This is a genomic window from Actinoallomurus sp. NBC_01490 (assembly GCF_036227085.1).
In the GTDB taxonomy this organism is placed as follows: Bacteria; Actinomycetota; Actinomycetes; order Streptosporangiales; family Streptosporangiaceae; genus Actinoallomurus; species Actinoallomurus oryzae.
In genome coordinates this window covers 11,120,617-11,142,966 of record NZ_CP109433.1, presented here as the reverse complement: position 1 = coordinate 11,142,966, position 22,350 = coordinate 11,120,617, and the positions used below count along the sequence as shown (strand labels likewise).

The window sequence follows — 22,350 nt, the reverse complement described above, 5'->3', positions numbered from 1 at the left end:
GACGGCATGCCCGACGTCGGCTACCTGGCGGCCTTTTTCGGCGGCGTGCTGGCGCTGATCAGCCCCTGCAGCGCGTTGCTGCTGCCGTCGTTCTTCGCCTACGCCTTCCAGCGCACCTCACAGCTCATGGGACGCACGGTCCTGTTCTACCTCGGCCTGCTGATCACGCTGGTTCCGCTGGGCATGGGATCGTCGGCCGCTGCGTCGCTGTTCTACGGCCATCGTGAGGCGGTGATCGTCGTCGCGGGCTGGCTGATCGTCGGCTTCGGGACGGTCCAGATCCTCGGCGGTGGGTTCGCGTTCGGGCCGGCGACGCGGTTGCAGCGGCGGATGGCGGGTCGGGGCGGTTCGGTGTCGGTGGTCGGCCTCGGCGCCGCGTACGGGCTGGCCGGGTTCTGCTCCGGGCCCATCCTCGGGGCTGTACTCACTGTCGCCGCGGTGGGCGGGAAGCCGTTGCGCGGAGGTGCGCTGCTGGCGGTGTACGCGCTGGGGATGGCGGCTCCGATGTTCGTCCTGGCGCTGCTGTGGGACCGTTTCCGTCTCGGCGGGCGCCGGTGGCTGCGCGGAAAGGCCTTTCGTATCGGCCCGTTCCACGTGCACAGCACGATGCTGGCCTCCGGGCTGCTGTTCGTCGGGGTCGGCGCGCTGTTCCTGGTCTACGACGGCACCGCCGGCATCACGGGCGCTTTCGGTCTGAGTGACACCACGTCCACAGAGATGGCGGCGCAGCAGTGGATCACAGGTCTGCGGGTGCCGGACTGGCTGGTACTGCTCGTGGCAGCGGTCGTCACCGTGACGGTAGCGGTCTGGCGGTGGCGACGGGCCGTCGTGGCCGAACCCCGCTCTCCGGGCGACATGCCGGAAGGCGACGAAGAGGGTGGATGAACCGGAGCTTCGTGTGGTGACAGCGCCGTGGGCACCGCCCGCTACGGACGGGGACTAGCACGGACCCCATGTGCGGCCCGGGGCACCGGTGAGGGTTCGGCGCCGTCAGGCCAGGACGAGGAAGAGCTTTTCCAGCTCCGCCTCGGTGAAGGGCGGCGTTTCTCCGTCGGCGGCGGTCAGGCACTGACGCATGCCAGTGGCTACGATCTTGAAGCCGGCGCGGTCCAGGGCGCGGGAGACCGCGGCGAGCTGGGTCACCACATCCTTGCAGTCACGCCCGGCCTCGATCATCGCGATGACTCCGGCCAACTGGCCCTGGGCACGGCGCAGGCGGTTGAGCACCGCGTTCATCGCCTCTTCTTCAACGCCCATGGGCACCTCCAAGATCCAACGTCGATCCATGGTACCCCAGGGGGTATAGGCCTCCCGTAGATGAGTGCCCGCGGGTGTGAGCGGGCGGAGCGTGCGCATCGCGGAGGGTGGATGGTCTCGCGCGGAGCCTTACGCCGCCGCGGCCGCCCTCGTCATCCGACTTCCCCGAAGACGGTCCCATGTTCCGCAAAATACCCCAGGGGGTATATGTTCCATCTAATCGCGAGATACCCCACGGGGTATTTGGGGAAGGGAGAGAGCATGTATTTCGTCGAGACGCTGGTCTGGGAGGGCCTGGGCAATCGCAGCTACCTGGCCGGCGGGCGAACTGCCGCGGTGGCGGTGGACCCGCCCCGGGACATCGATCGAGTCATGGCCGTGGCGGCCCGGCGCGGGGTGCGGATCACGCACGTGGTGGAGACCCATCTGCACAACGACTACGTCACCGGCGGTCTGGGGCTGGCCCGCCTGACCGGGGCGCGCTATCTGGTCCCGGCCGGCGCCCGCGTGGCGTTCGACCGGGTGCCGGTGACCGGTGGCGACACCGCTGAGCTGGAGGACGGCCTGGCGCTACGGGCGGTGGCCACGCCCGGGCATACCCCCCATCACACGTCCTACGTCCTGGAGGAAAGTGGGACGCCGGTGGCCGTGTTCACCGGCGGATCACTGCTGATCGGTACCGTCGGCCGGCCCGACCTCGTCGATCCCCGGCTGACCGTACATCTCGCCCGAGCCCAACACGCCTCCGCGCACCGTCTGGCCCAGCTTCCGGACGAAGCGCAAGTACTGCCCACGCACGGGTTCGGCAGCTTCTGTTCCTCCGCCCAGGCCGAGGGGGAGTCCACCACGATCGGGGTCGAGAAGGCGCGCAACGCGGCGCTGGTCCAGGACGTCGACACCTTCGTCGCCGAGCTGCTGGCGCACCTGGACGACGTTCCGGCCTACTACACGCACATGTCCCCGGCCAATGCCGCAGGCGCCACTCCGGTGGACCTGACCGAGCCGCAGCGTGCGGACGCCGCGCAGATCGCCGAGCGGCTGGCCGCCGGCGAGTGGGTGGTCGACCTGCGCAACCGCATCGCCTTCGCCGACGGCCACGTCGCCGGCGCGCTCAACTTCGAGCTCGACGGCAAGCTCGCCACCTACCTGGCCTGGCTCATCCCCTGGGGCAGGCCGGTCACCCTGCTCGCAGAGAGTTCCGGGCAGATCGCCGCCGCCCAGCGGGAGCTCGTCCGCGTCGGCATCGACCGCCCCGCCGCAGCCGCCACCGGCGCCCCCGAGCAGTGGGTGAGCGACCCGGCAGCGCTGCGGTCCTACCCTCGTGCCGACTTCGCCGAGCTGGCCAAGGCGAGCGCCCGGGGCGAGGAACTGGTCGTGCTGGACGTGCGGCGCGCCTCCGAGCGCGCCATGGGGCGCATCGACCGATCGGTGCACATCCCGCTGCACGAGCTGCACCACCGCCTGCAGGAGGTACCCCAAGGGGTCGTGTGGGTCCACTGCGCCGGAGGCATGCGCGCCGCGATCGCCGCCTCACTGCTCGATGCCGTCGGCCGCCAGGTCGTCGCCGTCGACGACAGCTTCACCGCCGCCCACGACGTCGGCCTGGTCCTCACCGGCTGACGCCCCGCCGTCACCGGTACACGCAGTCAAGGAGAGCTCGATATGTCACTGGAGATCCTCACCGCACGCGGCGTCAGGGCCTGGGATGTCGCCGGCGGCACGCCGGCCTGGGAGCCGGCGGACCTGCCCGTCCGTACCGGCCGAGGGCAGGTCATGTGACCACGGTCATCCTGGCGCTCATCGCGGGCAGTGTGGTCGGCGTGGCGCTGGGGGGCCTGGGCGGCGGAGGGAGCATGCTCGCCATCCCCGCCCTGATCTACCTGCTGCGGTTCAGCCCCTCCCAGGCCACGACCGCCAGCCTGCTGATCGTCGCCGCGACCTCCCTGACCGGGCTGATCGCTCACGCCAGGGCCGGACGAGTCCGTTGGCGCACCGGCACCTTGTTCGCCACCGCCGGGCTGCCGGCGGCGGCCGTCGCCGGAGCGGTCTCCGCGAAACTTCCCGGTGCGCTGCTCACCGTGGCATTCGCCCTGCTCGCAGGCCTGGCCGCCGGGCGCATGCTCATCCCCGGAGCCGGCACGGTGCCGAGTGCCGCGGCCGGGCTGGGTAAGGCCACCGCGGCGGGCGCCGGTCTCGGCGCGATCACCGGTCTGCTGGGGGTCGGTGGCGGCTTCCTGGCCGTACCGGCGCTGGTCTCTGTCCTGGCCTTCCCCATGGGCGAGGCGATCGGCACCAGTCTGCTGGTGATCAGCGCCAACGCTCTGGCCGCTCTTCTTCCCCGGCTGGGGGGTACCGGCGCCGTCGGCTGGGCGATCGTCGGGCCGTTCACCGGCACGGCCGTCCTCGGGGCCTGGGGCGGCGAACGCTGGGCGAAGAGATTTTCCGGTCGCACTCTGCAGAAGGTCTTCGGCATCACCCTGCTGGCCATCGCCGCCCTCATGCTCATCGACGCCCTGCTCTAAGACCGCCACCACCGCGTGGGGGAACGCCCCTGAACGGTCGGACCCACGCCCGATCGGCGGCGGGCATCCCCGCCACCTCCCTGGCGGGTGGGATCAGCGCATGGGCCCGGCTCCCGTACAACCGGCGCGCCGACGCAGCATTCGACCTGCGTTCCACCCTGAACACTCTGCGTGGCTGAGAGCGACAACCCGCCGGCCGATCCTGGGCGTCGGCGGTGCTCCCATGGGTATTTTTGTGTGGTGCTGGAGGACTCGAGGGGACTATGCGCTGAACCGCTGACGGCGCTCGGTGCCGGTGAACACGGGCGTGGTCGGTGAGGCTGATCGATCGGATCACGCCTCGGCCGGGTCCACGAGCCAGGGTGCTGGTGTCGGCCGCCGCGGTGATCGCAGTGCTGGCGGTTCTGGCGCTGGTCGGCCTTACCGGAGGGTCATCATCGAAGCGGTCGGCGAGCACCGCCCCGACCCCGACGTACGGCTCGACGGGTGCGGCCACGCCGCGTCCCACGGGCGGCACCCCCACAGTCACCGGCCCCGCCCCACCGAAGAACGATCCGGCGCTGTGGCTGGGGTCGAACTCCGCGCCGGTCACCATAGAGGAGTTCGGCGACTTCCAGTGCCCGCACTGCGCGTCCTTCGCGCGCCGCACCGAGCCTGAGCTGCGCCGCCGGTACGTCAGCGCGGGCGTCGTCCGGTTCATCTGGCGGGACTACCCGTGGATCGGCAAGGAGTCCGAGCGGGCGGCGATCGCCGCACGGGCCGCGGCCCGGCAGGGCAAGTTCTGGCCTTACCATGACGCTCTGTACGCACACCGGTTCCCCGAGAACAGCGGCCACTTGGACGATGCCTATCTACGCGGGATCGCACAACGGCTGGGCCTGAACATGTCCCGGTTCGACGCCGACCGCCGTGACCCGGGAATCCGGGCGCAGGTGCGGAGCGAGATGGGATTCGCCGAGGCGCTCGGCATGTCCGGCACCCCGGCCTTCTTGATCAACGGCACCGTTCTCTTCGGTGATCAGTCGCTGAAGACCTTCGTGGCGGCCATCGAAAAGGCCCGCAGCGAGCGTTGACCTCCAGCAAGCCAAGGACGTCATGAGCCGACCGGCTCCTACTTCGGTCCTCTAGGTGATTTATTCACTTTCTTGATTTGTTCTAGTTTGACCGCATAGCGTGCAGGCCATGAGTACGTATCGGCCCGCTTATCCGCCGTGGTCAGGGCTTCTTCGCCGGCCGCGTGACCACCGGCGGTGGGGCTGGCCGCTCGTCCTCATGACCGCATGCATCGCAGGAGAGGCCGCCGAATCCGTCGTGCCGGCATCACACCTGCTGGTACCACTCGTCGTCGGCTTCGTCGCCGCGATCAGCGGGCTCGTCGTCGGCAAGGTCCCGTCGCAGGTCAACCGCGGCTCCCAGGCGGTCCTCGGCGTGATGATCGGCGCCTCGCTGAGTCCGACGGCGCTGCATCAGACCGCGGCGGCGGCCGTTCCCCTGACGATCGTCACGGCCCTGACCGTCGTGGTCAGCCTGGCGGCAGCGGCGCTGTTGGCCGGGGTCGCCCGGCTCGACCGTCCGACGGCCCTGCTCGGCATGATCGCGGGAGGCTCGGCGGCAGCGGTCGCCTGCGCGGAGGATGTGCGCGCCGACGCGCGGCTGGTCGCCATCATGCAATACCTGCGCGTCGCTCTGATCGCCGCCACCGCCCCGGTACTCGCGGGCTGGCTCCTTGCCTCGCCCACGCCGTCCGGCGATTCGCACCCTGCCAATCCTCCGGCCTGGCATCTGGTGACCGGCCCGAACCAGGGCGCAGGACTGGTGCTGGTGGCGGTCGTCGCGTTCGCCGGAACCGTCGCCGCAGGCCGGCTCCGGCTGCCCAGTGCCGCCCTGCTGGGGCCCATGCTGCTCGCCGCGACACTCACCATGACCGGTACGACCGCCGGCTTCGCCCCGTCCGGTGCGCTGCGAAGCGCGCTGCTCACCGTCATAGGCCTCGACGTCGGCCTGCGGTTCACCCGTTCGGCCCTCACCCGTCTGGGCCGACTGCTGCCACTCGCTCTCGCCTGCTCCGTCGCCATCAGCATCGCCTGCGCAATGCTCGCCTGGTCGCTGTCCAAGCTGGTGCACATCCCGTTGACGGACGCCTACCTCGCCACCACGCCCGGCGGGATCAACGCCGTCATCGCCACCGCCGCGGCCTCCCACGCCGACGTTCCGTTGATCTCCAGCGTGCAGAGCATCCGCCTGTTCTGCATGGTGTTGCTCGCCCCGCTCCTCATCCGCCTGGCGGCGCGGTGGCAGGACCGGCCAGACGAACGCGGGCACGACTGAAACCATGGTCGGCCTCCCGGCCCTCATCCGCTGCGCCGGCACGACGACAGGTGGGAGACCCGAGATCAGCACCCTGTCCGACCTGACCGCGCCGACCGCGCGGGTGCTGCGGGACGGCGGTCAGCGGCAGATCCCCGCGGCGGAGGTCGTTGTCGGGGACGTGCTGAGCCGGGCGAGGACCTGGGTGAGCCGGTGGTCGACGGCCGGGAACTCCGCGAAGCCGACCTCGCCCGTGCCGGTGTGTTCGCCCGCGCCCCCCCCTGGCCAGAAGCTCGACATCGTCCAGGCGCTGCGCGAGGGCGGTGAGCTGGTCGCGACGACCGGAGACGGTGTCAACGACGGGCCTGCGCTGCGCCGCTCGGACATCGGTGTGGCCATGGGCCGGCGGGGCACCGAGGTCGCCCGCCAGGCCGCCGATCTGGTGTTGGCCGACGACGCACTCGCCACGGTGGTCGCGGCTGTGGACGAGGGCCGTCGCGTCTAGGGTGCCGGCCTGTGGCAGCGGGTCCTCCGGATCGCCGTCGTCCTCACCGTTGTCACGGTCGGGGTGGCCGTCTGGGCGCACCACACCGGCCGGCCGTGGCAGACCATGGCCTTCTTCACGCTCGGCGCCGCCCAGCTCGGGGTCGCGATCGGCTCCCGCTCCCGGCCGCGATCCTAGGCCAATCCGATGCTTCCGATCGCCGTCGCCTCCGCCCTGGCGTTGCGACTGGCCGGGCTCTACCTGCCGCCTCTGCGCGACCTTCTCGGCACCCGGCCACTGACCCGTCCCGACCTGCTACGCCGCCGTACGCCTTGACCGCATCCTGCATCCGGGCCGGCCCTCACCGGCCGACCTTGAACGCGCCGACACGGCGGTACTGGAGTTATCATCGACAGATGGCGATTGATTCCAGATTTGGAATGGAAATGGTGCTGGACGACCTCGCGCCGGCCGCTGCGCTGTTCCGCTCGCTGGGTGACCCGGCGCGGCTGTCGATTTTGCGGCAGTTGGTGGACGGCGAGGCGCGGGTGGTGGATCTGACGCGCCGTCTCGGGTTGGCGCAGTCCACGGTGTCCAAGCATCTGGCCTGCTTGCGTGGTTGCAAGCTGGTGGATTATCGCGCCGAGGGCCGGCAGTCCTTCTACTTCATCGCCACGCCGGAGTTGCTGGGTCTGCTGCGTTCGGCCGAACACCTGCTGACCGCCACCGACCGCGCCGTCGCGCTGTGCCCGACGTACGGTACGGCGGCCTCGGCGACGGAGCCGTCATGACCGCATCGGCGATCGATTCGGCTTCCGCCCGTCGCGACGTGCTCGCGCGCCGGGTGCGGCGGCTCGTGGCCGCGACCATCACCTACAACGTCGTCGAGGCCGTCGTCGCGGTCACCGCCGGTACGGTCGCCTCCTCCACGGCGTTGGTGGCGTTCGGGCTCGACTCGATCATCGAGGTGGCCTCCGCTGCCGCGGTCGCCTGGCAGTTCTCCGCGCGTGACCACGAGAGCATCGAGCGTCGTGAGCGCCGGGCGCTGCACATCATCGCGATCTCGTTCTTCGCGCTCGCCGTCTACGTGACCGTCGATGCCGTCCGGACCCTGGCCGGCGCCGGGCATGCCGAGCATTCCACCGCCGGGCTGGTCTTGGCCGCCCTGTCACTTGTGATCATGCCGACCTTGTCGTACGCCCAGCGCCGCGCGGGCCGCGAGCTCGGCTCGGTCACCGCGGTCGCCGACTCCAAGCAGACCCTGCTGTGCACCTACCTGTCCGCGGTGCTCCTGGTCGGGCTCGGGCTCAACCTGCTGCTCGGCTGGTACTGGGCCGATCCCATCGCCGCCCTGGTCATCGCCGTCGTCGCCGTCAAGGAAGGCCGCGAGGCCTGGCGCGGCGAGAACTGCTGTGCGTCCGTACCACGCCCGGGGACCGAGGCCGCCACCTCGTCCGAGTGCGACACCTGCGGGCCCGGCTGCGGCTGCTGCTCCTAGCCGACCTCCGGCCCGGTGACTGATCCGGCAGGACGGTGGATCGGGCCGTGGGAGTCCTCGCAGTGCTCTGGGCCGGCGCCTCCCGCCGTTGCCGGGGCGGGAGCGTGGTCGACTTGGAGCGTCGTGTGAGTGATCTTGTATGCCTCGGCGAGGACTGCTTCCAGGTCGGCGCGTACGGCGTGGCAGTCCTCGCCGTCGGCGACCAGGACGTGTGCGGAGGCGGCGGGCATGCCGGAGGTGATCTCCCAGATGTGCAGGTCGTGGATCTCGGCCACGTGCGGGCGGGCGGCCATTGCCCGGCCGATCGCCTCGGGTGGAAGTCCGGTGGGAGCGGCCTCGAGGAAGATCCGCCCGGACTCGCGGACGAGTCCATGGCCGGCCTTGAGCATGAGGGCGACGACGACGAGGGAGGCCATCGCGTCGGCCCGGGCGAAGCCGGTGAACACCATGGCCAGGCCGGCGATGGCAGTGGCGATGAAGGCGTACAGGTCCGTGAGGATGTGCTGGAACGCGCCTTCGACGTTGAGGCTGGTGCGGTTCGCGCGCGAGATCATCCAGGCGGCGCCGACGTTGATCACGATGCCGACCAGCGCGGTGCCGAGCACGAGCCCGCCGGTGACGGCGGGCGGCTCGATCAGCCGCCGGATCGCCTCGTACGCCAGCCAGATCGACAACAGCAGCAGGCTGATTCCGTTGGCCTGGGCCGAGAGGATCTCGGTGCGCTTCAGCCCGTACGTGTAACTGCCCCGCGCGGGCTTGGCGGCGAGCCGCATCGCTACCAGAGCGAGCACGATCGAGGCGGCGTCGGTGAGCATGTGCGCCGCGTCGGAGATCAGCGCCAGGGAGTGCGCGACCAGGCCGACGATCACCTCGCCCGCCATGTAGGCGACGATCAACGTGAGAGCGCCGGCCAGCCACCGCTGGTCGGCGTCCGCGCTCACGCCGTGGGAGTGTCCCGCGTGCCCCTCGTCGGCGTTGTCGTGATCACCGTGAGCGTGGGGCGCGTCCTGCGGGTCATGGGTGGTCATTCGCTGTCTCCGCGGTAGGGGCTTGTTCGGGGTCAGCGGCCACTGATCTCCTACAAGGTCTAGGAGTGTGGCGGCCTCGTTCAGCAGAAAAGCGGAATCGCGTCGGCCCAGGCGGCACAGACCACCACCGGGATGGCGACCGAGAGCGCGATCGCCGTCCGGCTCAGCAGGTGGACGTATGTTCCATGCGGTGTCGTTCCGCCTTCGAGGCGGGCCAGACGCTGCGTGAGCACGGACCGATCGGCCGGACCGGCGGCGAGTCCGCCGGTCGGGCACGGCGATATGGCGAGTTTCCGCAGGGCCGCGGCGACGACGTCCGGACCGCTGTTTCGGGCCGCCTCGTCGTCGGCGGCCATCTCGGCCAGCGGAGGCAGGTGGTCGCGGGCCGCCCGGAAGCTGGGCAGCCAGGCGAGCGCCGTGCCCGCGGCGTCGACGAGAGTCAGGATCAGGTGATGGCGCCTGCCGAGATGGGCGCGTTCGTGGCTGAGGGCGGCACGCAGTTCGATGGCGTCGAGACGGTGGAGCGCGCCGCTGCTCAAGACGATCTGCCGTTCGTGCTCGGGCAGGCAGTACACGACGGGCACCGGGTGGTCGATGAGGCGGACGTCCGGGAAATCGTGCGACGGCTGGGTCACGAAGTCGAGTGCCTCGCGGTGGTGCCGACGCAGGGTGACGGTACGGCGATAGCGTCTCGTCGCGATCGCGGCGAGGATGGTCGCCGCTGCGAGAGGAAGCACGCTCATCAGGTACGTGGTGTCGCTGCTGGGAGATTTGTGATGCTTGAGATAGCTCAGCAGCCACTCGATCACGTGATGGCCCAAGCCGGGCTTGTCGAACAGCGCCATGGCCACCAGACCGGCCAGCGCGGCGAGCGTCGCCGCCAGCGTCCCGAGCCATGCCGCCATCGCCACGCCCGGCAGCCGGAGCGGCCAGCGGCTGCGAGCCAGCACGGGGCCGGCCGCGCCTCCGAGCAGGATGCTGAGCGTCGCCAGCGCGGCGATTGAGATCATCGTTCGCGGTCCCCGGCCGAGGACGAACGCAGCGGTCGCGAGCGCTGTGCGAGTTCGAGCAGCAGCCGGTGGGCGTCCTGAGGGTCGATCGTCTGGGCGAAGCGGGCGAGGGCCGGTCCTCGATCACTCACTCCGGCCAGCGCCTCGACCATGATCTCGGCGACGTGCTCCTCGCGGCTGCGAGTCGGTGCGTAGCGAAAGGCGTTGCGGTCCGGGGTCCGGACGAGGAACCCCTTCTGGACCAGCCGGTCGGCGACGGTCTGCACGGTCGTGTACGCCGAGGGCTTGACCGCGCCGGCGTTGACGCGCTCCATCACCGCGCGTAGGAGCAGGGGTTCGTCGGCGTCCCACAGGGCTTCCATGATCACGCGTTCCAAGGGACCCGCGATCGCCATCGGCAACCCCCGTTCCGGTCGTACGGCTCGTCTCCACTGGCACCGACGACACCGATATCCGCCCGCTGCTTCTCCTACGGATTTTAGGACCTCAGGGTCGGCCGACCCGGGTGACATCCCGCTCACTGTCTGCTCCGAGAGAGGTATCCGCTCGGTCATGGTTACTACACGAAGTAGGAGGGCAACTCTCCGTGTGCAAACAAAGGTTCAGCCGACGGTAACGGGCCGACCATGCCTTCGGAGACGGACCAGCCACCATGCCAACGCATCTCGAAGGTCCGGTGAGACAGACATGCCCGAGCAACACGCGGGGCACGCCCACGACGGGCGCGGATCCCATGAACACGATCATCCCCATCCACACGCCGAGACGGCGCCGGTTCTGCACCTGCCCACCGACGGCCGGCTGCTCACCCCCGCCGACGTGCGCAATAAGGTCTTCGCCACCGTACGAGTCCGTGAGGGCTACGACATGGCTCAGGTGGACGGTTTCCTCGACCAGGTCGAGGCCACCTTGGAGCTGATCCTTCGGGAGAACACGGAGCTCAAGCGGCGCCCGGCGCGCTCGCCGGCGGATGGCAGTGCCCCGCAGATCATCGCCTTGGCCCAGGAGGCCGCCGACCGCGCGGTCGCGATGGCCAAGGAGCAGGCCGGCGACATCATCGCCGACGCTCGCGACCGTGCCGAGGCGACCCGGCGCGAAGCCCTCACCTACGGCGGCCGCATCCGAGAAGGACTGCAGGACCAGATCCACCGGCTACGCGCTCTGCTGACCGAGCTCGAGAAGAGAACGGCCCACGCCGCCGACCTCGGTCCGCCGACAGGCCCGGCACCGGATACGCGTCCGAGTGGCGACGTCCGTTAACGGGCCGCCCTGAGCAGATCCGTCTCATCGGACGACGAAGTCCCGCCGTCCGTACGTCTCGCCGTGCCCGATCCCCCCGGCGGCCGGCTTCAGGAGGAGGTGTCACCGGTGTATCTAGCGCAGGGGATCGAGGCGATCAACGTCATCGAGCGCGGCCGGAGCCCCGGCTACGGGGCCTGGATCGCGGTCGGCCTGGTGTCGGTCTCCAGCCTCGCGGGGGCGTGGCTGGCCCGGCGCAACTCGGCGCGGGTGGTCGTCTGGCTGGCGATCGCGTCCGCGACGATGCTGGTCATCGCGATGACCGACCTGTTGCCGGACGCCTGGCGGGAGGCGTCGGAGACCGGCGTGCCGTGGTGGGCGATCGCCATCGCCGCCGCGGTCGGCTTCCTCGTGATCACCTACTTCACCCGCAAGGGCTGCGGCTGCGAGGCGGACTCGGACAAGACGGCGGGCCGGCACGCACCGGGTCGCCACCGCCGCCTCAAACAGGCGGTCGACACGGCCTTGTTCAGCGGGATGGGCACGGCGGCGGCGCTGACGACGCACCGGGCGATCGAGGGCGCGACCTTGGCGCTCACCGCGTCGGTCGTGGTCGTCGTCGCACTCATGGTGCACTCGGCGAGCGAAGGCCTGGCGCTCGCGGCGCTGCTGGATATGGCCAAGCAACGTCTCGCTCCTTGGCTCGTGGTGGCCTGCGCCGCGCCCGCCGTCGGGGTGCTCGCGGCGACCATCCATCCCATTCCCGGCAAGGTCGTGCCGATCCTGCTCAGCATGATCTCGGGGGTACTGACACGCACGGCGGTCGTGGGCCTGAAACTCGCCGCGAGCAAGCAGGCCGGCGGACGCCTCTCAAGACGACAGGTGACCATCGCCGGACTCGGCGCGGTCACGGTCGGCGCGCTCATCGTGGTCGCCCACACGAGTGAGAACGCAGGCCCGGCGCGGACACGAACCCAGCCGGTACGCCTCGCTCCGTCACCGGCGCGGAGCGTTCCGCGGACGCGGCCGCGTGGCGCGCCTCGGCGAGGCCGACCGACGGACCGGCCGCGATCGCGAGTACCGGGGCAGATCTGGTACCCGGCGGAGCCGGCGGGCCGCACACCGGCGACACCGCACGGAGAACGGGCGCCCGCGCCCCCGCTCCGGAGCGGCCTGACTTCGGCGTACGGGCCGGCGGATCACCGTGCCCCCGGCCACGCGATCCAAGGACCGGGGCCGGCCGGCTTCGACGACGCGGCGCCCGGCCAGTTCGAACGGGCCGCCGATACGCCGGATCCCGAAGGCGGCGGGACCGCTTCCGGTGACACGGAGGAGAGCGAACCGCAGTTTTCCTCCGGCGGGGAACCCGAGAACCCGGCCGGCTGACCGAAGAGGCCGGGCCGGCCACGAGAGACGGCTTCGCCCGCGAGGTCGCCCACCGGGTGATCTTCATGGACGCCGGTTACATCCTTGAGGAACAGACGCCATACGCCTTTTTCGACGCTCCGGCGACGCCGCGCGCCCGGTCCTTCCTGCGTCTCCCCACCGTCGACAACGTGTCCGGTCGACTTCATGTCCCCCGGACCGAACCAGCCGGTTCTAGCCGGCCGCTGCGACGATCGAATCAACGACCCGGTCGGGGTCTTCAGCGGTGATCGCGGTGGCCATGCGCTGAGCGGCCTTGGTGTAGCCCGGATCGGCCAGGACCTGCTGGATGGTGCCGGTCAGCGCGGGCACGTCGGCGTCGGCGGTGACGCTGACGCCCACGCCGTGGTGGCGGACCCGCGCGGCGACGTCGTGTTGGTCGCGTCCCATCGGCACGCACACCAGCGGCACCCCGGCCCGCAGCGCTGCCATGACCGTGCCGTGGCCGGCGTGGGTGACCACCAGTGCGGCGTGCGGCAGGACGGCCGAGTGCGGCACGAAGCGTTCCACGGTGCTGTTGTCCGGCGGGTCGAAGCGGGCGGGATCGACCGCCGGGCCGACGGTGACCAGTGCGCGTACCGGCAGTTGCCCGAGCGCGGCCAGCAGCCGGTGCAGCAGCTCGGCCTGGCCCTGGTCGCTGGTGCTCAAACTCACGAGCACCAGCGGTCTGTCCGTCCACTGTGGCCGCCAGTCGCCGGGCGGGGTGTCGTCGAGTTGCGGGCCGACGTAGGTGACGTGGGCCGGCGGCCGTACGTCCGGCAGTTCGAAAGCCCGGCTGGTGAGCACGAGGACCCGGTCGGCGGCCAGGATCTGGTCGGTGACCGAGGCGACCTCGGGGAGGCCGAAACCACGACGGGCGTCGTTGATCGCGGTCCGGACCCGTCCCCACTTCGGCTGCGCGGCCATCGTGGAGCCGACCCGCCGGTCGGCCAGGTAGACGGTCGGCATCAGCGCGGCGGACGGTACGCCGCCGACGGTGGCGGCGATCAGCGCGCCGTGCAACATACAGTCCGCCACCACGATGTCGGCACCGTCGAGCCGGTCGCTCAGGTGCTCGGCGAGCGGTGTCGGTTCAGTGTCCTCGATGGGATGGAAGTCCAGTCCGGATGCCAGGTGAGCGATGGTCGGCGACCCCGCGACCCGCACCCGGTGGCCGTGCGCGACCAGGCGTCGCGCCACCCGGATCTCGGCCGACGCGGTGCCGCCGCCGTCGCGTGCTACGAGCAGTACATCTGTCATGACGGCAAGGCTGGCACTTGAAGCTTAGTTCAAGTCAACGGGAGGGCCATGGTCGAGTTGCCCGACATCGCCGGGTCGCCCGCCGCAGCGGGCCGGCCCCGTCGGAGCTGCGCTCGCAGGAGCGGTCGCGGGTGGTGGTCACCCGGTCAGGTTCGCCGCCGGGGGCTGGTCGGTCGCGCCGAGTCGGCGGTGTTCGATGTGGTAGACGGCCTCGTCGAGCAGGGCGGCGACGTGGTCGTCGTAGAGGCGGTAGACGATGCTGCGCCCTTGCCGGTCGCCGGTGACGAGGCCGAGGTGGCGCAGGTGGCGGAGCTGGTGTGAGACCGCAGAGCGTTCCATGCCGACCGCGTCGGCGAGTTCGCCGACCGGGCAGGGCCCTTGGCGGAGCCGGGCCATGATGAGCAGCCGGCTCGGTGTGGCGAGGGCCTGCATCGTCTCGGCGACCGTCTTGGCGGTTTGAAGGTCGATCTGGGCGGCGGGGGTCGTTCGCCCGTCCACGCCGTGTCCCATGACGGCGATGCTACCGCGTGTCAACAGGTGAACAGGTATTCACATATTCTCCTATAATGGCCGGGCACGTCGGAGAGACCCCGGGGGAGCCGCCCTGTCATGAGCATGCTGGAGACCGTACGAGACGACGCCGCCGACCGGCGTGCGGCCAACCGCGCCATGGCGGTGTCGGCGGCCGGGCTCGCGATCACCGCGGTGGTGGAACTGGCCCTGGCCATGGTGACCGGATCGGTCGCCCTGCTCGGTGACGCGCTGCACAACCTGTCCGATGTGTCCACCTCGGCGGTGGTGTTCGCCGGGTTCTGGATCTCACGTCGGCCCCCGACCGCCCGCTATCCGTACGGGTATGAGCGTGCCGAGGACCTGTCCGGGCTGGGTGTGGCGCTGGTGATCTGGCTCAGTGCGCTGTTCGCCGGGTACGAGAGCGTGCGGAAGCTGCTCGACGCGGCGCCCACGAGTCATCCGGCCGTCGGCATGGCCGGTGCGGCCGTCGGCATTGTTGGCAACCAGCTGGTGGCCCGCTACAAGCTGAAGGTCGGGCGGCGTATCCGGTCCGCGACGTTGATCGCCGACGCCAAGCACTCGTGGCTGGACGCCATCTCCTCCGTCGGAGCGCTGATCGGGCTGGCGCTCGTCATCGCCGGATACCGGTGGGGCGACCCGATCGCCGGCTTCGCCGTCACATTGTTCATCTGCCATGTCGGCGTGGAGGTCACCCGAGAGATGGTCCACCGCCTGATGGACGGCGTCGACCCCGATGACCTTGACGCCGCCAAGGCCGCGGCCGCGCGGGTGCCCGGAGTGCGGTCGGCCGAGGTCCGCGGACGCTGGATGGGCCGCACGCTGGCGCTCGAGGTCGAAACCGGTCTCGGCGACGGTCTCAACCTCGCCGACGCGGATCGGATCAACGCCTCCGTCGAGGAGAGCGTACGGGCCGCGGTTCCGGCGGCGGGCCTGGTGCACGCCCACGCTCATTCCACGGCCGAGACGGCCTGACCCGCCGCGATCTCCTAATCTCCGTAGGAGCAGCTGTGGTGTCACCTCGCACACCGCCTGTTCCTTTGCCCCACCGCGTACAGGATCCGGGCCAGATGAGTGTTCCGTGCTGGGAGTTAGCGAATGTCGCATTTGGGGCTGATGTTGTGTTTGATTACGGTCTCTACTACGTTGCGTCGTAGCCGGGCTGTGTCATGTCTTCATCCGAAGGCGGGGCCCGGACGCCTAATCCGGTGGCGCCGCCAGCGTCGTTGGAGCCGGGGACCCATGTCTTTGGGGTGAATCCGCCGTGTGCGGTAGGGCTTCTCCTGGCCCGAACCCGTCAGCTAACCCGGTCGGCGGGTTAGGGAGAGATATGGATCCGGTAGGCCAGAAGCTGCTGCACATCGCCAGGACCGAACTCGGTTACAGCGAAAAGAGCAGCGGCTACACCAAGTACGGGAACTGGTACGGCGAGCACGTCGCCCACGGCGGCGGCTACGACACCGCACCGTGGTGTGACATGTTCCTCGCCTGGGCCGCCGACAAGGCGGGCGTCGAGGACTGGACGGGGGAGTTCGCCTCCACGCCTGATCACGCGAGCTGGTTCCAGAAGCACCACGCGTGGGGCCACAACCCCGAGCCGGGCGCCATCGTGTTCTTCTCCTTCTCGGGCGGCAAGAGCATCGGCGACATCGAACACGTCGGGATCGTGGAGAAGGTCCACGGCGATAAGCTCACCACCATCGAGGCGAACCACAACAACAAGCTCGGACGCGCCGATCGCGATGTCAGCCAGGTCGTCGGCTTCGGCTATCCCGCCAAGGTCAAGGTGAAGGGCAAGCCCGTACCGGGGACGGAGCAGAAGTACCAGCCGAAGCACTCGGCACCGGCGCTGTCGCCGCGGGAGATCGTCGGGGACGTCGGGGCGCAGCAGCAGGTGGCGCAGACTTCTCACGCGGCGCCGGAGCAGCCGTTGGTCGACCAGAGCGGGATGCTGACCGGGCTGCTGGCCGTCGTGGTGTTCGGCACGGCCACGCTGGCGATCGCCAGGTCCAGGGTGAAGGTGCCGGTCCCCGCGTCCGGCGTTCAGCTCCGCAAGCGCGGGAAGCACCACCGCAGGCCGGTGGAGCTCCCCGCCGAGATGACTCCGGCGCACCTCGACGAGGCCGACGTCGGTACGGCGGTGATGCCGGCCTTCACGGCCGAGGCGGCGGCCCAAGCGGAAGATCGCGAGTTCTGGGGGAGGATCTCCGCCCTGGAGGAGGATGAGGAACTGGCGTTCTGGGACTCGATGCACTCGGTGATGGCGAGCGCTCGCCCGTCGGAGCGCGCGTCCGCGATGGCCGGTATGTAGGAGCCGGGTGGGCAGGAAACCGTCCGCCGCGCCGATCCGCGCGGTCCGGCCCCTGGAGGGCGGGTTGCCCCTGCGGACCTTCGAGGAGTACCGGTCCGCGGGGCGGCTCGTCCGCCGGGAGCTGGATGACGCGGAGCGCCTGCGCCGTGAACTTCTCCGTGGGCGTACGGCACCGCGTCGGTTCCCGCCTGACTTCGCGGGGCGGCTGCTGGCGGTCTGGAACGCCTACGTCCTGCAGATGGTCGGGGAGCACTTGCTCGATGCGGTGCGGGTTCGCACTCTCGGCGCCGTACGCCCCGAGGCGTCGGCTCGGATACTGGCGTTCCTGGGTCCGGCGAGCCGCTGGATGTCTCAGGCCGGCCCCGCCGCGGCCGACGCCTCGTACCGGATCGAGGAGCAGGTGCACCTTCCGGCCGAGCCACCGGGGTGGCCGAACCGGACGTACGGTCCTTATCCACTGTCGACCGCGATGGCGGCGGCCCTCCGGGCGGTTCACGCACGGGGCGGCTCCACCCTGGCGGACCATGTCCGGGCGCCGGTCAGGGATGAGGAGGATCTGTTCTGGCTTCACTGGCTACTCGACAACGCCGCCGCGGCGATCGAGTACACGGAGCAGCCGGACCTCGATGAACCGTCATGGTCGGCGATGACCGCCGCCTATCTGCGGTACGCGCTCCGGATGCTGTTCCTCTTCGGCCAGGTCGCCGCGATGCCCGCCCTGCTCGACGCCCGAGACCCCACCACCGTGGTCTCGCTCGTCGCCCGCGGCCCGTCGAGGATCGACATCTGGTCTCTCACCGATCCGGGTCGGCGCACACTGTGGCGCTCACGTCCATCGGCGCGCGCGGCGGTCGAGAAGATGTGGGCCGCGGACCCGTGGCCGGGGGCGACCGTCCGGGTCCAGGCGCAGATCGACGCGGCGCTCCGGACGGGCGCGATCGTCTTCGCCACCGACCGGGCCGGCGAGCGGCTCGGATGCTTCTACCGGTGTCCCTGGCCGGCGGTGTACGAGGTGCGCAGGCCCGTCACGATCGGCGGCACTCACCTGCTGCCGATGGAGCACTTCACCTTCGACGCGCTCGGCGAGGGGCATGGCCGAGGCGGCCGGATCGTCGTGTCGGTGTTCGTACCCGCCGTCGCTGCGGTCGGATGAGACGAGCCGGCTCGCCGGGCCGTCTGTGCGAGATCTGTCAGGGCCGGCTGGCGCCCACGTAGTGCGAGACGTACCAGGGGTTGGACATGCTGTCGAACTTCACGACGCTGCCGGTGTGGGGGGCGTGGATGAACCTGCCACCGCCGACGTACATGCCCTCGTGGCCGAGGTTGTCGAAGTAGACCAGGTCGCCGGGCTGCAGGTCCGATTTGGCGACGTGGCGGGTGGCGGCGTACTGGTCGGGGACGACGCGGGGGAGGCTGACGCCGGCGGCGCGCCAGGACATCATGGTCAGGCCGGAGCAGTCATAGCCCTTCGGGCCGGTGCCGCCGTAGATGTAGGGCTTGCCGAGCTGGGCATAGGCGTATTCGAGGGCCTTACGCGGCGGGCCCGAGGCGGGACCGGTGTAGGTTCCGCCGATCGGACCTCCAGGGCCACCCAGCACTCCGGCTTCGCGTAGGAGCTCCTTCTGCTGGTTGATCGCCTTCTCAACGGTCGTCTTCTGCTTCTTCACGCTCTCGGTGTGCTTCTTGACGACCTGGAGGGCGTACTGCGCCATGGCCTGCTCGCGGCGGAGGCGCTGGGCCGAGTTGACGAACGCCTTGAGCTCCTGGCTTCGGCTGCTGGACAGCTGGGTGAACGCCGACATCTGGCTCAGCGCGGCGTTCGGATCCTGCGCGGCCAGCAGGGACGTGGTGTAGTCCAGAGTCCCGTTCTTGTAGGCCGCCGCCGCGATCTGCGCCACCCGCGTGTGCATGCTCTTGTACGTGCGTTCCTCGGCGGTGACCTGGCCGTTCAGAGCCTTCAGTTCCTTCTTGGCCGCGTCGAGCTGGGTTTTGGCCTTGTTGTACTTGTCGACGAGCTTGTCGACCTGACTGTTGAGCTTCGCCAGCTTCTTCTTCGTCGCGGCGACCGAGGGCTTGGGCGCGGCGTCGGCACTGGGCACGGGCGCGAGCAGAGTGGCGGTGACCGCGAGGGCCGCCAAGCCTGCGATGCGGCCGGATCGCCGATATCGCGAGCACGAGGTCGCCACGGGGGATCTCCTCTCCTTGACGCCTACCGGGTTAGCTGTCGGGTTCGGGCCGGAGTCGCCCTACCGCGGCGCGGCGCGCTGCGGATTCACCCCAGGAACTCGGGTTCCCGGTTCCCCGCGCAGGGGATTCGGCGGGTCGGCTGAGCTTCGTGTGAAGCAAGGGACAACCGACTCTCTGACGGAGTGTAGGAGATCGTCATGTCGCATGCCACTCGTCTCGCGTTTTTGGGCGCCATCCACCGCAGACAGTGGCAGGTCGGACAGGCTGGTTCCTAATAACTGTAGGAGGCCTTGTGGGTGCGGAGCTTCAGCACAACAGGGGAGTCGCGGAGATCCAGGCGGCGGAGATGAGGAGCGGGACCGCGATGGAGGTCATCGCGGTGATCCTCGTCAGGCGCCGAACCTGTGCGTCGTCGGCGGGGGGCGGGGTTTCGAGTCTGGCGAGCCGCTTGTCCAACTGCGAATGATCAGAACCGCCGGCGGCCAGACCTCCGGCCGGGCTCGGTGAGATGGCGAGCTTCCGTAGGGCCGCCGCCACCGTCGCGCGACCCCAGCGGCGGGCGGCGATCTCGTCCGCGGTCATCTCCAGCAGCAGCGGCAGGTCACGGCGCGCGGCGCGGAAAGTCGGCAGCCAGGCGAGCGCGGCGGCCAGCGAGTCGACCACCGTGAGGATGACGTGATGACGGTGGCGCAGGTGCGCTCGTTCGTGCGCGAGTACCGCCTGGAGCTCGCCGTCTTCCAGCCGGTCGAGCGCGCCACTGCTCACCACGATCAGCCGGGTCCGCGCGGGGACGCAGTAGGCGACCGGGACGGGGTGGTCGAGTACGCAGACATCGTCCAGTTCACTCGATGTGCGGACGATGAACTGAAGAGCCTCGTGATGCCGCCGCCGCTGCAGGAGCGTATGCCGGTAGCGGCGCGCCGACACGTACACCGCGGCGAGCGTCGCGCCGAGCAGCAACGCGTTGAGCACGTACCACCTGGCGCCATTGCCCTCATGGTGGTGCCAGCAGTTCACCAGCCACTCCGCGACTTGATGTCCCAGCCCGTGGTGTCCCGTCGAGACGACCGCGACCATGCCCACGGCGGCGGCGATGGCGCCGGCCAGCACTCCCGCCCACGCGAAGACGGCGGCCTTGGGCAGCCGATGGCTCCAGGCGCTTTCACTCAGCAGCGGTCCGGCGCCGATGCCCAGCGCCAGGACGATCAGGCCGAGCCCTCCGAGCACGATCACGAACGCCGGCCCTCGCCGGACGGAGCCGACCGCTGCGCCAACTCGATCAAGAGCCGGTGTGCGTCCTGAGGGTCGATCGTCTCCACGAACCGCGCCAGGACCGGCCCGCGGTCCGGTGCACCGGCCAGCGCCTCGGCCATCACGCCCGCGACATGTTCCTCGCGGCTGCGCGTCGGCGCGTACCGCCAGGCGTTCCGGTCCAGCGCGCGCGTCAGCAGCCCTTTCTGCACGAGCCGGTCGGCCACGGTCTGCACCGTCGTGTAAGCCGACGGCTTCGGCGAGCCCGCGTTGACGGGCACCAGCAACTCACGGATGAGAAGCGGCCGGTCCGAGTCCCACAACGCCTCCATGATCGCGCGTTCGAGAGGCCCTGCGATCGGCATCAGCCACCTCCGCCATCAGTTCGCCTCGCCGCGGTCCATTCTCCACTCCTTCCTACGAAGACTAGGACGCCGAGGAGGAGAGCGCCTGATACGTGCCACACCGCCGGTTGTCGCCCGGCGGAAAGGCGCTCCCCTTCTCAGCGCGCATCTCCCGCGCGATCCGTCCGGGGTCAGTCCAGCAGCCTCCGCATCGTTGTGATCTCGGCGGACTGCGAGGTCACGATGCTCTTCGCCATGGCCTTCGCGTCGGGGAAGGATCCCTGGGCCTGCTCGGTCTCGGCCATCGCGATGGCGCCCTGGTGATGCTTGACCATCATTTCCAGGAACGCCTTGTCGAAGGCCTTGCCGGACAAGGTGCCGAGCTTCTTCATGTCCTGGTCGGACATCATCCCGTCGCCCATGTGCATGCCGCCGCCCGGCGATGCCGACGCGCCCCAGGTCCGGAGCCAGCCGGTCATCTTCTGGATCTCCGGGCCCTGGGCCTGTTCGATCTGGCGGGCGAGCCGTTCGACCTCCGGCGAGGATGCCCTCGTGGCGGCCTGCCTGGCCATGGTGATCGCTTGCTGATGATGCGGGATCATCATCTGCGCGAACATCACGTCCTGAGCGTTGTGTCCGGCCACGGTCGCGGAGCCGGGCCCCATGCTGTGGCCGCTCATGTCATGGCCAGGCTCTTTGCCGCCACCGCCGCAGGCGGCGAGCGTGAGGGCGGCGACCGGGACGACGAGCAGGGAGTATGCGCGTTTCAACGTGTTTTCCATCGCTTTCCGTCTTCTGACGTGTTGATCGAGGCGTCGTGACTCGAACGAGCCGAGACGCCTGTCACCGTCGAAGCACGGAAAGTTGGAAGACCGACGGAGCAGGGGGCGAACGCCCGGAGCGTCCGTGTCCGGGCGTCACCGGGCCCGGCCTCGTCGTCTGGCTGAGCGAGGATCGCACGAGCAGGGCGCTCAACAGCACGAGGGACCCGAGGGCCAGCAGGGCCAGACACATCTGCCCGCCCGGATGATGGTGACCGTCGCAATCGCAGGAGTGTCCGACGGCGTGTCCGCCATGCTGAGCCGGCATGGGCATCGCCGTGGCCGGCACCAGAGGGACGCCGCGGATGTCGGTCGGGCTCGCCGAGGACTGAACACCGTGCATGAGCAACAGGCCGGCGGTGACGAACAGCAAGAGCAGCATGCCCATCACTCCTGGGGCACGTTGCGACAGTTGCCGGCCGTTCACACCGATCGAGATTATCCGGAGCATGGGTTCACCTGCTCCCGCACCGGCTCGATGGCCGAGCCGAGCGACGCCGCGACGCAGCGCCTCACGCCCGCCATGGAGGCGATAGCGCCTCGGCAGGCGGGTCGTGGTGCTCGTCGAGTTCCTTGAGTATGTCCCGGAGCCTTTGGTCGCTGTCCTGCCAGCTGATGACGAAGGCGGCACCGAGGATCAACAGCACAGCGCCGATCGCGACGACGGTGGCGAGTTGGTCGGCGTGGAACGGTCCGATGTGGTGGTGGGTAACGGCCGGTACGTGGTGTCGGCCCACGGTCGCCGCGATGCTCGATCGAGTGTCCGCCGGCACGGAGTCTTCGGGATGAGAAGGCACAAGATCTACAGCGTCGTAGAAGCTTTGGCCGTTACGGCCGCGCCGACCTCCAGACACGCCGAAGACGACAGGACACAGAACGTCGGCCCATGGTGAGTG

27 protein-coding genes and 2 riboswitches are annotated in these 22,350 nt (G+C 70.0%); of the genes, 16 read left to right on the top strand and 11 right to left on the bottom strand.

All coding sequences use genetic code 11. The annotated features are described in order from the left end of the window. Nucleotides 1–6: 6 nt before the first annotated feature. Nucleotides 7–885: a cytochrome c biogenesis CcdA family protein gene (locus tag OG417_RS51455; RefSeq protein WP_329246331.1), complete on the top strand. Its 879-nt coding sequence runs from the start codon at nt 7–9 to the stop codon at nt 883–885. 105 nt (nt 886–990) lie between these two features. Here the strand turns inward: OG417_RS51455 and OG417_RS51450 are convergent, their stop codons facing one another. Further along, nucleotides 991–1,257, bottom strand: coding sequence for a metal-sensitive transcriptional regulator (locus OG417_RS51450; RefSeq protein ID WP_329246329.1), 267 nt, complete (start codon nt 1,255–1,257; stop codon nt 991–993). 261 nt (nt 1,258–1,518) lie between these two features. Between OG417_RS51450 and OG417_RS51445 the strand changes: the two genes are divergently transcribed. The 9 genes from OG417_RS51445 (at nt 1,519) to OG417_RS51405 (ending at nt 8,068) form a co-directional block, all read left to right on the top strand. Beyond that, nucleotides 1,519–2,877 (top strand): MBL fold metallo-hydrolase, encoded by a 1,359-nt coding sequence (locus tag OG417_RS51445; RefSeq protein ID WP_329246326.1) that lies wholly within the window; start codon nt 1,519–1,521, stop codon nt 2,875–2,877. Between the two features lie 155 nt (nt 2,878–3,032). Beyond that, a complete protein-coding gene (locus OG417_RS51440; protein WP_329246323.1) occupies nt 3,033–3,779 on the top strand; it encodes a sulfite exporter TauE/SafE family protein in 747 nt (248 codons plus the stop codon). 362 nt (nt 3,780–4,141) lie between these two features. Beyond that, nucleotides 4,142–4,852, top strand: a complete 711-nt coding sequence (locus OG417_RS51435; protein ID WP_329246321.1) for a DsbA family protein — start codon at nt 4,142–4,144, stop codon at nt 4,850–4,852. A gap of 199 nt (nt 4,853–5,051) precedes the next feature. After that, complete coding sequence (locus OG417_RS51430; protein ID WP_329246318.1) at nt 5,052–6,107, top strand: AbrB family transcriptional regulator; 1,056 nt, start codon at nt 5,052–5,054, stop codon at nt 6,105–6,107. Between the two features lie 4 nt (nt 6,108–6,111). Then, nucleotides 6,112–6,591 carry an HAD-IC family P-type ATPase gene (locus OG417_RS51425; RefSeq protein ID WP_329246315.1) on the top strand — a complete coding sequence of 160 codons (480 nt, stop codon included), beginning with the start codon at nt 6,112–6,114 and terminating at the stop codon, nt 6,589–6,591. A 63-nt stretch (nt 6,592–6,654) separates the two neighbouring features. After that, nucleotides 6,655–6,768, top strand: coding sequence for a hypothetical protein (locus OG417_RS51420; protein WP_329246313.1), 114 nt, complete (start codon nt 6,655–6,657; stop codon nt 6,766–6,768). A gap of 9 nt (nt 6,769–6,777) precedes the next feature. Further along, complete coding sequence (locus OG417_RS51415) at nt 6,778–6,906, top strand: hypothetical protein (protein ID WP_329246310.1); 129 nt, start codon at nt 6,778–6,780, stop codon at nt 6,904–6,906. Nucleotides 6,907–6,986: 80 nt separating this feature from the next. After that, on the top strand, nt 6,987–7,361 hold the full coding sequence (locus OG417_RS51410) for an ArsR/SmtB family transcription factor (RefSeq protein WP_329246307.1): 375 nt from the start codon (nt 6,987–6,989) through the stop codon (nt 7,359–7,361). Beyond that, nucleotides 7,358–8,068, top strand: coding sequence for a cation transporter (locus OG417_RS51405; RefSeq protein ID WP_329246304.1), 711 nt, complete (start codon nt 7,358–7,360; stop codon nt 8,066–8,068). The genes OG417_RS51410 and OG417_RS51405 overlap by 4 nt, the downstream gene beginning before the upstream one ends. On the opposite strand, the gene OG417_RS51400 is transcribed toward OG417_RS51405, so the two are convergent. The 3 genes from OG417_RS51400 to OG417_RS51390 all read right to left on the bottom strand — a co-directional run bounded on the left by OG417_RS51400 (nt 8,065) and on the right by OG417_RS51390 (nt 10,501). Beyond that, complete coding sequence (locus tag OG417_RS51400; protein ID WP_329246302.1) at nt 8,065–9,096, bottom strand: cation diffusion facilitator family transporter; 1,032 nt, start codon at nt 9,094–9,096, stop codon at nt 8,065–8,067. The genes OG417_RS51405 and OG417_RS51400 overlap by 4 nt on opposite strands. Nucleotides 9,097–9,176: 80 nt before the next feature. Continuing rightward, nucleotides 9,177–10,106: a M56 family metallopeptidase gene (locus OG417_RS51395; protein WP_329246299.1), complete on the bottom strand. Its 930-nt coding sequence runs from the start codon at nt 10,104–10,106 to the stop codon at nt 9,177–9,179. Next, a complete protein-coding gene (locus tag OG417_RS51390) occupies nt 10,103–10,501 on the bottom strand; it encodes a BlaI/MecI/CopY family transcriptional regulator (RefSeq protein ID WP_329246296.1) in 399 nt (132 codons plus the stop codon). The genes OG417_RS51395 and OG417_RS51390 overlap by 4 nt, the downstream gene beginning before the upstream one ends. 292 nt (nt 10,502–10,793) lie before the next feature. Between OG417_RS51390 and OG417_RS51385 the strand changes: the two genes are divergently transcribed. Both OG417_RS51385 and OG417_RS51380 read left to right on the top strand, forming a co-directional pair. Continuing rightward, nucleotides 10,794–11,366: a DivIVA domain-containing protein gene (locus OG417_RS51385; RefSeq protein ID WP_329246293.1), complete on the top strand. Its 573-nt coding sequence runs from the start codon at nt 10,794–10,796 to the stop codon at nt 11,364–11,366. 108 nt (nt 11,367–11,474) lie between these two features. Next, nucleotides 11,475–12,731, top strand: coding sequence for a hypothetical protein (locus tag OG417_RS51380; RefSeq protein ID WP_329246290.1), 1,257 nt, complete (start codon nt 11,475–11,477; stop codon nt 12,729–12,731). A 213-nt stretch (nt 12,732–12,944) separates the two neighbouring features. On the opposite strand, the gene OG417_RS51375 is transcribed toward OG417_RS51380, so the two are convergent. Both OG417_RS51375 and OG417_RS51370 read right to left on the bottom strand, forming a co-directional pair. Then, a complete protein-coding gene (locus OG417_RS51375; protein WP_329246287.1) occupies nt 12,945–14,009 on the bottom strand; it encodes a glycosyltransferase in 1,065 nt (354 codons plus the stop codon). A gap of 138 nt (nt 14,010–14,147) precedes the next feature. After that, nucleotides 14,148–14,519: an ArsR/SmtB family transcription factor gene (locus tag OG417_RS51370; protein ID WP_329246285.1), complete on the bottom strand. Its 372-nt coding sequence runs from the start codon at nt 14,517–14,519 to the stop codon at nt 14,148–14,150. Between the two features lie 99 nt (nt 14,520–14,618). Between OG417_RS51370 and OG417_RS51365 the strand changes: the two genes are divergently transcribed. The 3 genes from OG417_RS51365 (at nt 14,619) to OG417_RS51355 (ending at nt 18,004) form a co-directional block, all read left to right on the top strand. Continuing rightward, nucleotides 14,619–15,515: a cation diffusion facilitator family transporter gene (locus tag OG417_RS51365; protein ID WP_329246283.1), complete on the top strand. Its 897-nt coding sequence runs from the start codon at nt 14,619–14,621 to the stop codon at nt 15,513–15,515. Between the two features lie 212 nt (nt 15,516–15,727). Further along, nucleotides 15,728–15,871: riboswitch (cyclic di-AMP (ydaO/yuaA leader) on the top strand. Then, a complete protein-coding gene (locus OG417_RS51360) occupies nt 15,871–16,851 on the top strand; it encodes a CHAP domain-containing protein (RefSeq protein WP_329246281.1) in 981 nt (326 codons plus the stop codon). It overlaps the preceding riboswitch by 1 nt. A 7-nt stretch (nt 16,852–16,858) precedes the next feature. Then, nucleotides 16,859–18,004, top strand: a complete 1,146-nt coding sequence (locus tag OG417_RS51355; protein ID WP_329246278.1) for a hypothetical protein — start codon at nt 16,859–16,861, stop codon at nt 18,002–18,004. Between the two features lie 37 nt (nt 18,005–18,041). Here OG417_RS51355 and OG417_RS51350 read toward each other — a convergent pair whose 3' ends face one another. The 5 genes from OG417_RS51350 to OG417_RS54750 all read right to left on the bottom strand — a co-directional run bounded on the left by OG417_RS51350 (nt 18,042) and on the right by OG417_RS54750 (nt 21,836). Next, nucleotides 18,042–18,989: a C40 family peptidase gene (locus tag OG417_RS51350; RefSeq protein WP_329246275.1), complete on the bottom strand. Its 948-nt coding sequence runs from the start codon at nt 18,987–18,989 to the stop codon at nt 18,042–18,044. Between the two features lie 53 nt (nt 18,990–19,042). Then, nucleotides 19,043–19,181: riboswitch (cyclic di-AMP (ydaO/yuaA leader) on the bottom strand. Nucleotides 19,182–19,344: 163 nt separating this feature from the next. Further along, complete coding sequence (locus OG417_RS51345) at nt 19,345–20,271, bottom strand: M56 family metallopeptidase (protein ID WP_329246272.1); 927 nt, start codon at nt 20,269–20,271, stop codon at nt 19,345–19,347. Further along, nucleotides 20,268–20,654, bottom strand: coding sequence for a BlaI/MecI/CopY family transcriptional regulator (locus tag OG417_RS51340; protein ID WP_329246270.1), 387 nt, complete (start codon nt 20,652–20,654; stop codon nt 20,268–20,270). The genes OG417_RS51345 and OG417_RS51340 overlap by 4 nt, the downstream gene beginning before the upstream one ends. Nucleotides 20,655–20,824: 170 nt before the next feature. After that, nucleotides 20,825–21,403: a DUF305 domain-containing protein gene (locus OG417_RS51335; RefSeq protein WP_329246267.1), complete on the bottom strand. Its 579-nt coding sequence runs from the start codon at nt 21,401–21,403 to the stop codon at nt 20,825–20,827. Nucleotides 21,404–21,476: 73 nt separating this feature from the next. Continuing rightward, complete coding sequence (locus tag OG417_RS54750; RefSeq protein ID WP_442875630.1) at nt 21,477–21,836, bottom strand: DUF6153 family protein; 360 nt, start codon at nt 21,834–21,836, stop codon at nt 21,477–21,479. Nucleotides 21,837–22,008: 172 nt separating this feature from the next. Here OG417_RS54750 and OG417_RS51330 point away from each other — a divergent pair, with 172 nt between their 5' ends. Then, complete coding sequence (locus OG417_RS51330) at nt 22,009–22,347, top strand: hypothetical protein (protein ID WP_329246265.1); 339 nt, start codon at nt 22,009–22,011, stop codon at nt 22,345–22,347. Nucleotides 22,348–22,350 lie beyond the last annotated feature (3 nt).

Bases quoted from the DNA above. Each gene is read 5' to 3' on its own strand.
- OG417_RS51365 (WP_329246283.1), top strand. From the start codon at position 14,619: ATGAGCATGCTGGAGACCGTACGAGACGACGCCGCCGACCGGCGTGCG.
- OG417_RS51400 (WP_329246302.1), bottom strand. From the start codon at position 9,096: ATGACCACCCATGACCCGCAGGACGCGCCCCACGCTCACGGTGATCAC.
- OG417_RS51360 (WP_329246281.1), top strand. From the start codon at position 15,871: ATGGATCCGGTAGGCCAGAAGCTGCTGCACATCGCCAGGACCGAACTC.
- OG417_RS51395 (WP_329246299.1), bottom strand. From the start codon at position 10,106: ATGATCTCAATCGCCGCGCTGGCGACGCTCAGCATCCTGCTCGGAGGC.
- OG417_RS51370 (WP_329246285.1), bottom strand. From the start codon at position 14,519: ATGGGACACGGCGTGGACGGGCGAACGACCCCCGCCGCCCAGATCGAC.
- OG417_RS51410 (WP_329246307.1), top strand. From the start codon at position 6,987: ATGGCGATTGATTCCAGATTTGGAATGGAAATGGTGCTGGACGACCTC.
- OG417_RS51390 (WP_329246296.1), bottom strand. From the start codon at position 10,501: ATGGCGATCGCGGGTCCCTTGGAACGCGTGATCATGGAAGCCCTGTGG.
- OG417_RS51405 (WP_329246304.1), top strand. From the start codon at position 7,358: ATGACCGCATCGGCGATCGATTCGGCTTCCGCCCGTCGCGACGTGCTC.
- OG417_RS51450 (WP_329246329.1), bottom strand. From the start codon at position 1,257: ATGGGCGTTGAAGAAGAGGCGATGAACGCGGTGCTCAACCGCCTGCGC.
- OG417_RS51425 (WP_329246315.1), top strand. From the start codon at position 6,112: ATGGTCGGCCTCCCGGCCCTCATCCGCTGCGCCGGCACGACGACAGGT.
- OG417_RS51375 (WP_329246287.1), bottom strand. From the start codon at position 14,009: ATGACAGATGTACTGCTCGTAGCACGCGACGGCGGCGGCACCGCGTCG.
- OG417_RS51430 (WP_329246318.1), top strand. From the start codon at position 5,052: ATGACCGCATGCATCGCAGGAGAGGCCGCCGAATCCGTCGTGCCGGCA.
- OG417_RS54750 (WP_442875630.1), bottom strand. From the start codon at position 21,836: ATGCTGCTCTTGCTGTTCGTCACCGCCGGCCTGTTGCTCATGCACGGT.
- OG417_RS51455 (WP_329246331.1), top strand. From the start codon at position 7: ATGCCCGACGTCGGCTACCTGGCGGCCTTTTTCGGCGGCGTGCTGGCG.
- OG417_RS51415 (WP_329246310.1), top strand. From the start codon at position 6,778: ATGCTTCCGATCGCCGTCGCCTCCGCCCTGGCGTTGCGACTGGCCGGG.
- OG417_RS51385 (WP_329246293.1), top strand. From the start codon at position 10,794: ATGCCCGAGCAACACGCGGGGCACGCCCACGACGGGCGCGGATCCCAT.
- OG417_RS51340 (WP_329246270.1), bottom strand. From the start codon at position 20,654: ATGCCGATCGCAGGGCCTCTCGAACGCGCGATCATGGAGGCGTTGTGG.
- OG417_RS51445 (WP_329246326.1), top strand. From the start codon at position 1,519: ATGTATTTCGTCGAGACGCTGGTCTGGGAGGGCCTGGGCAATCGCAGC.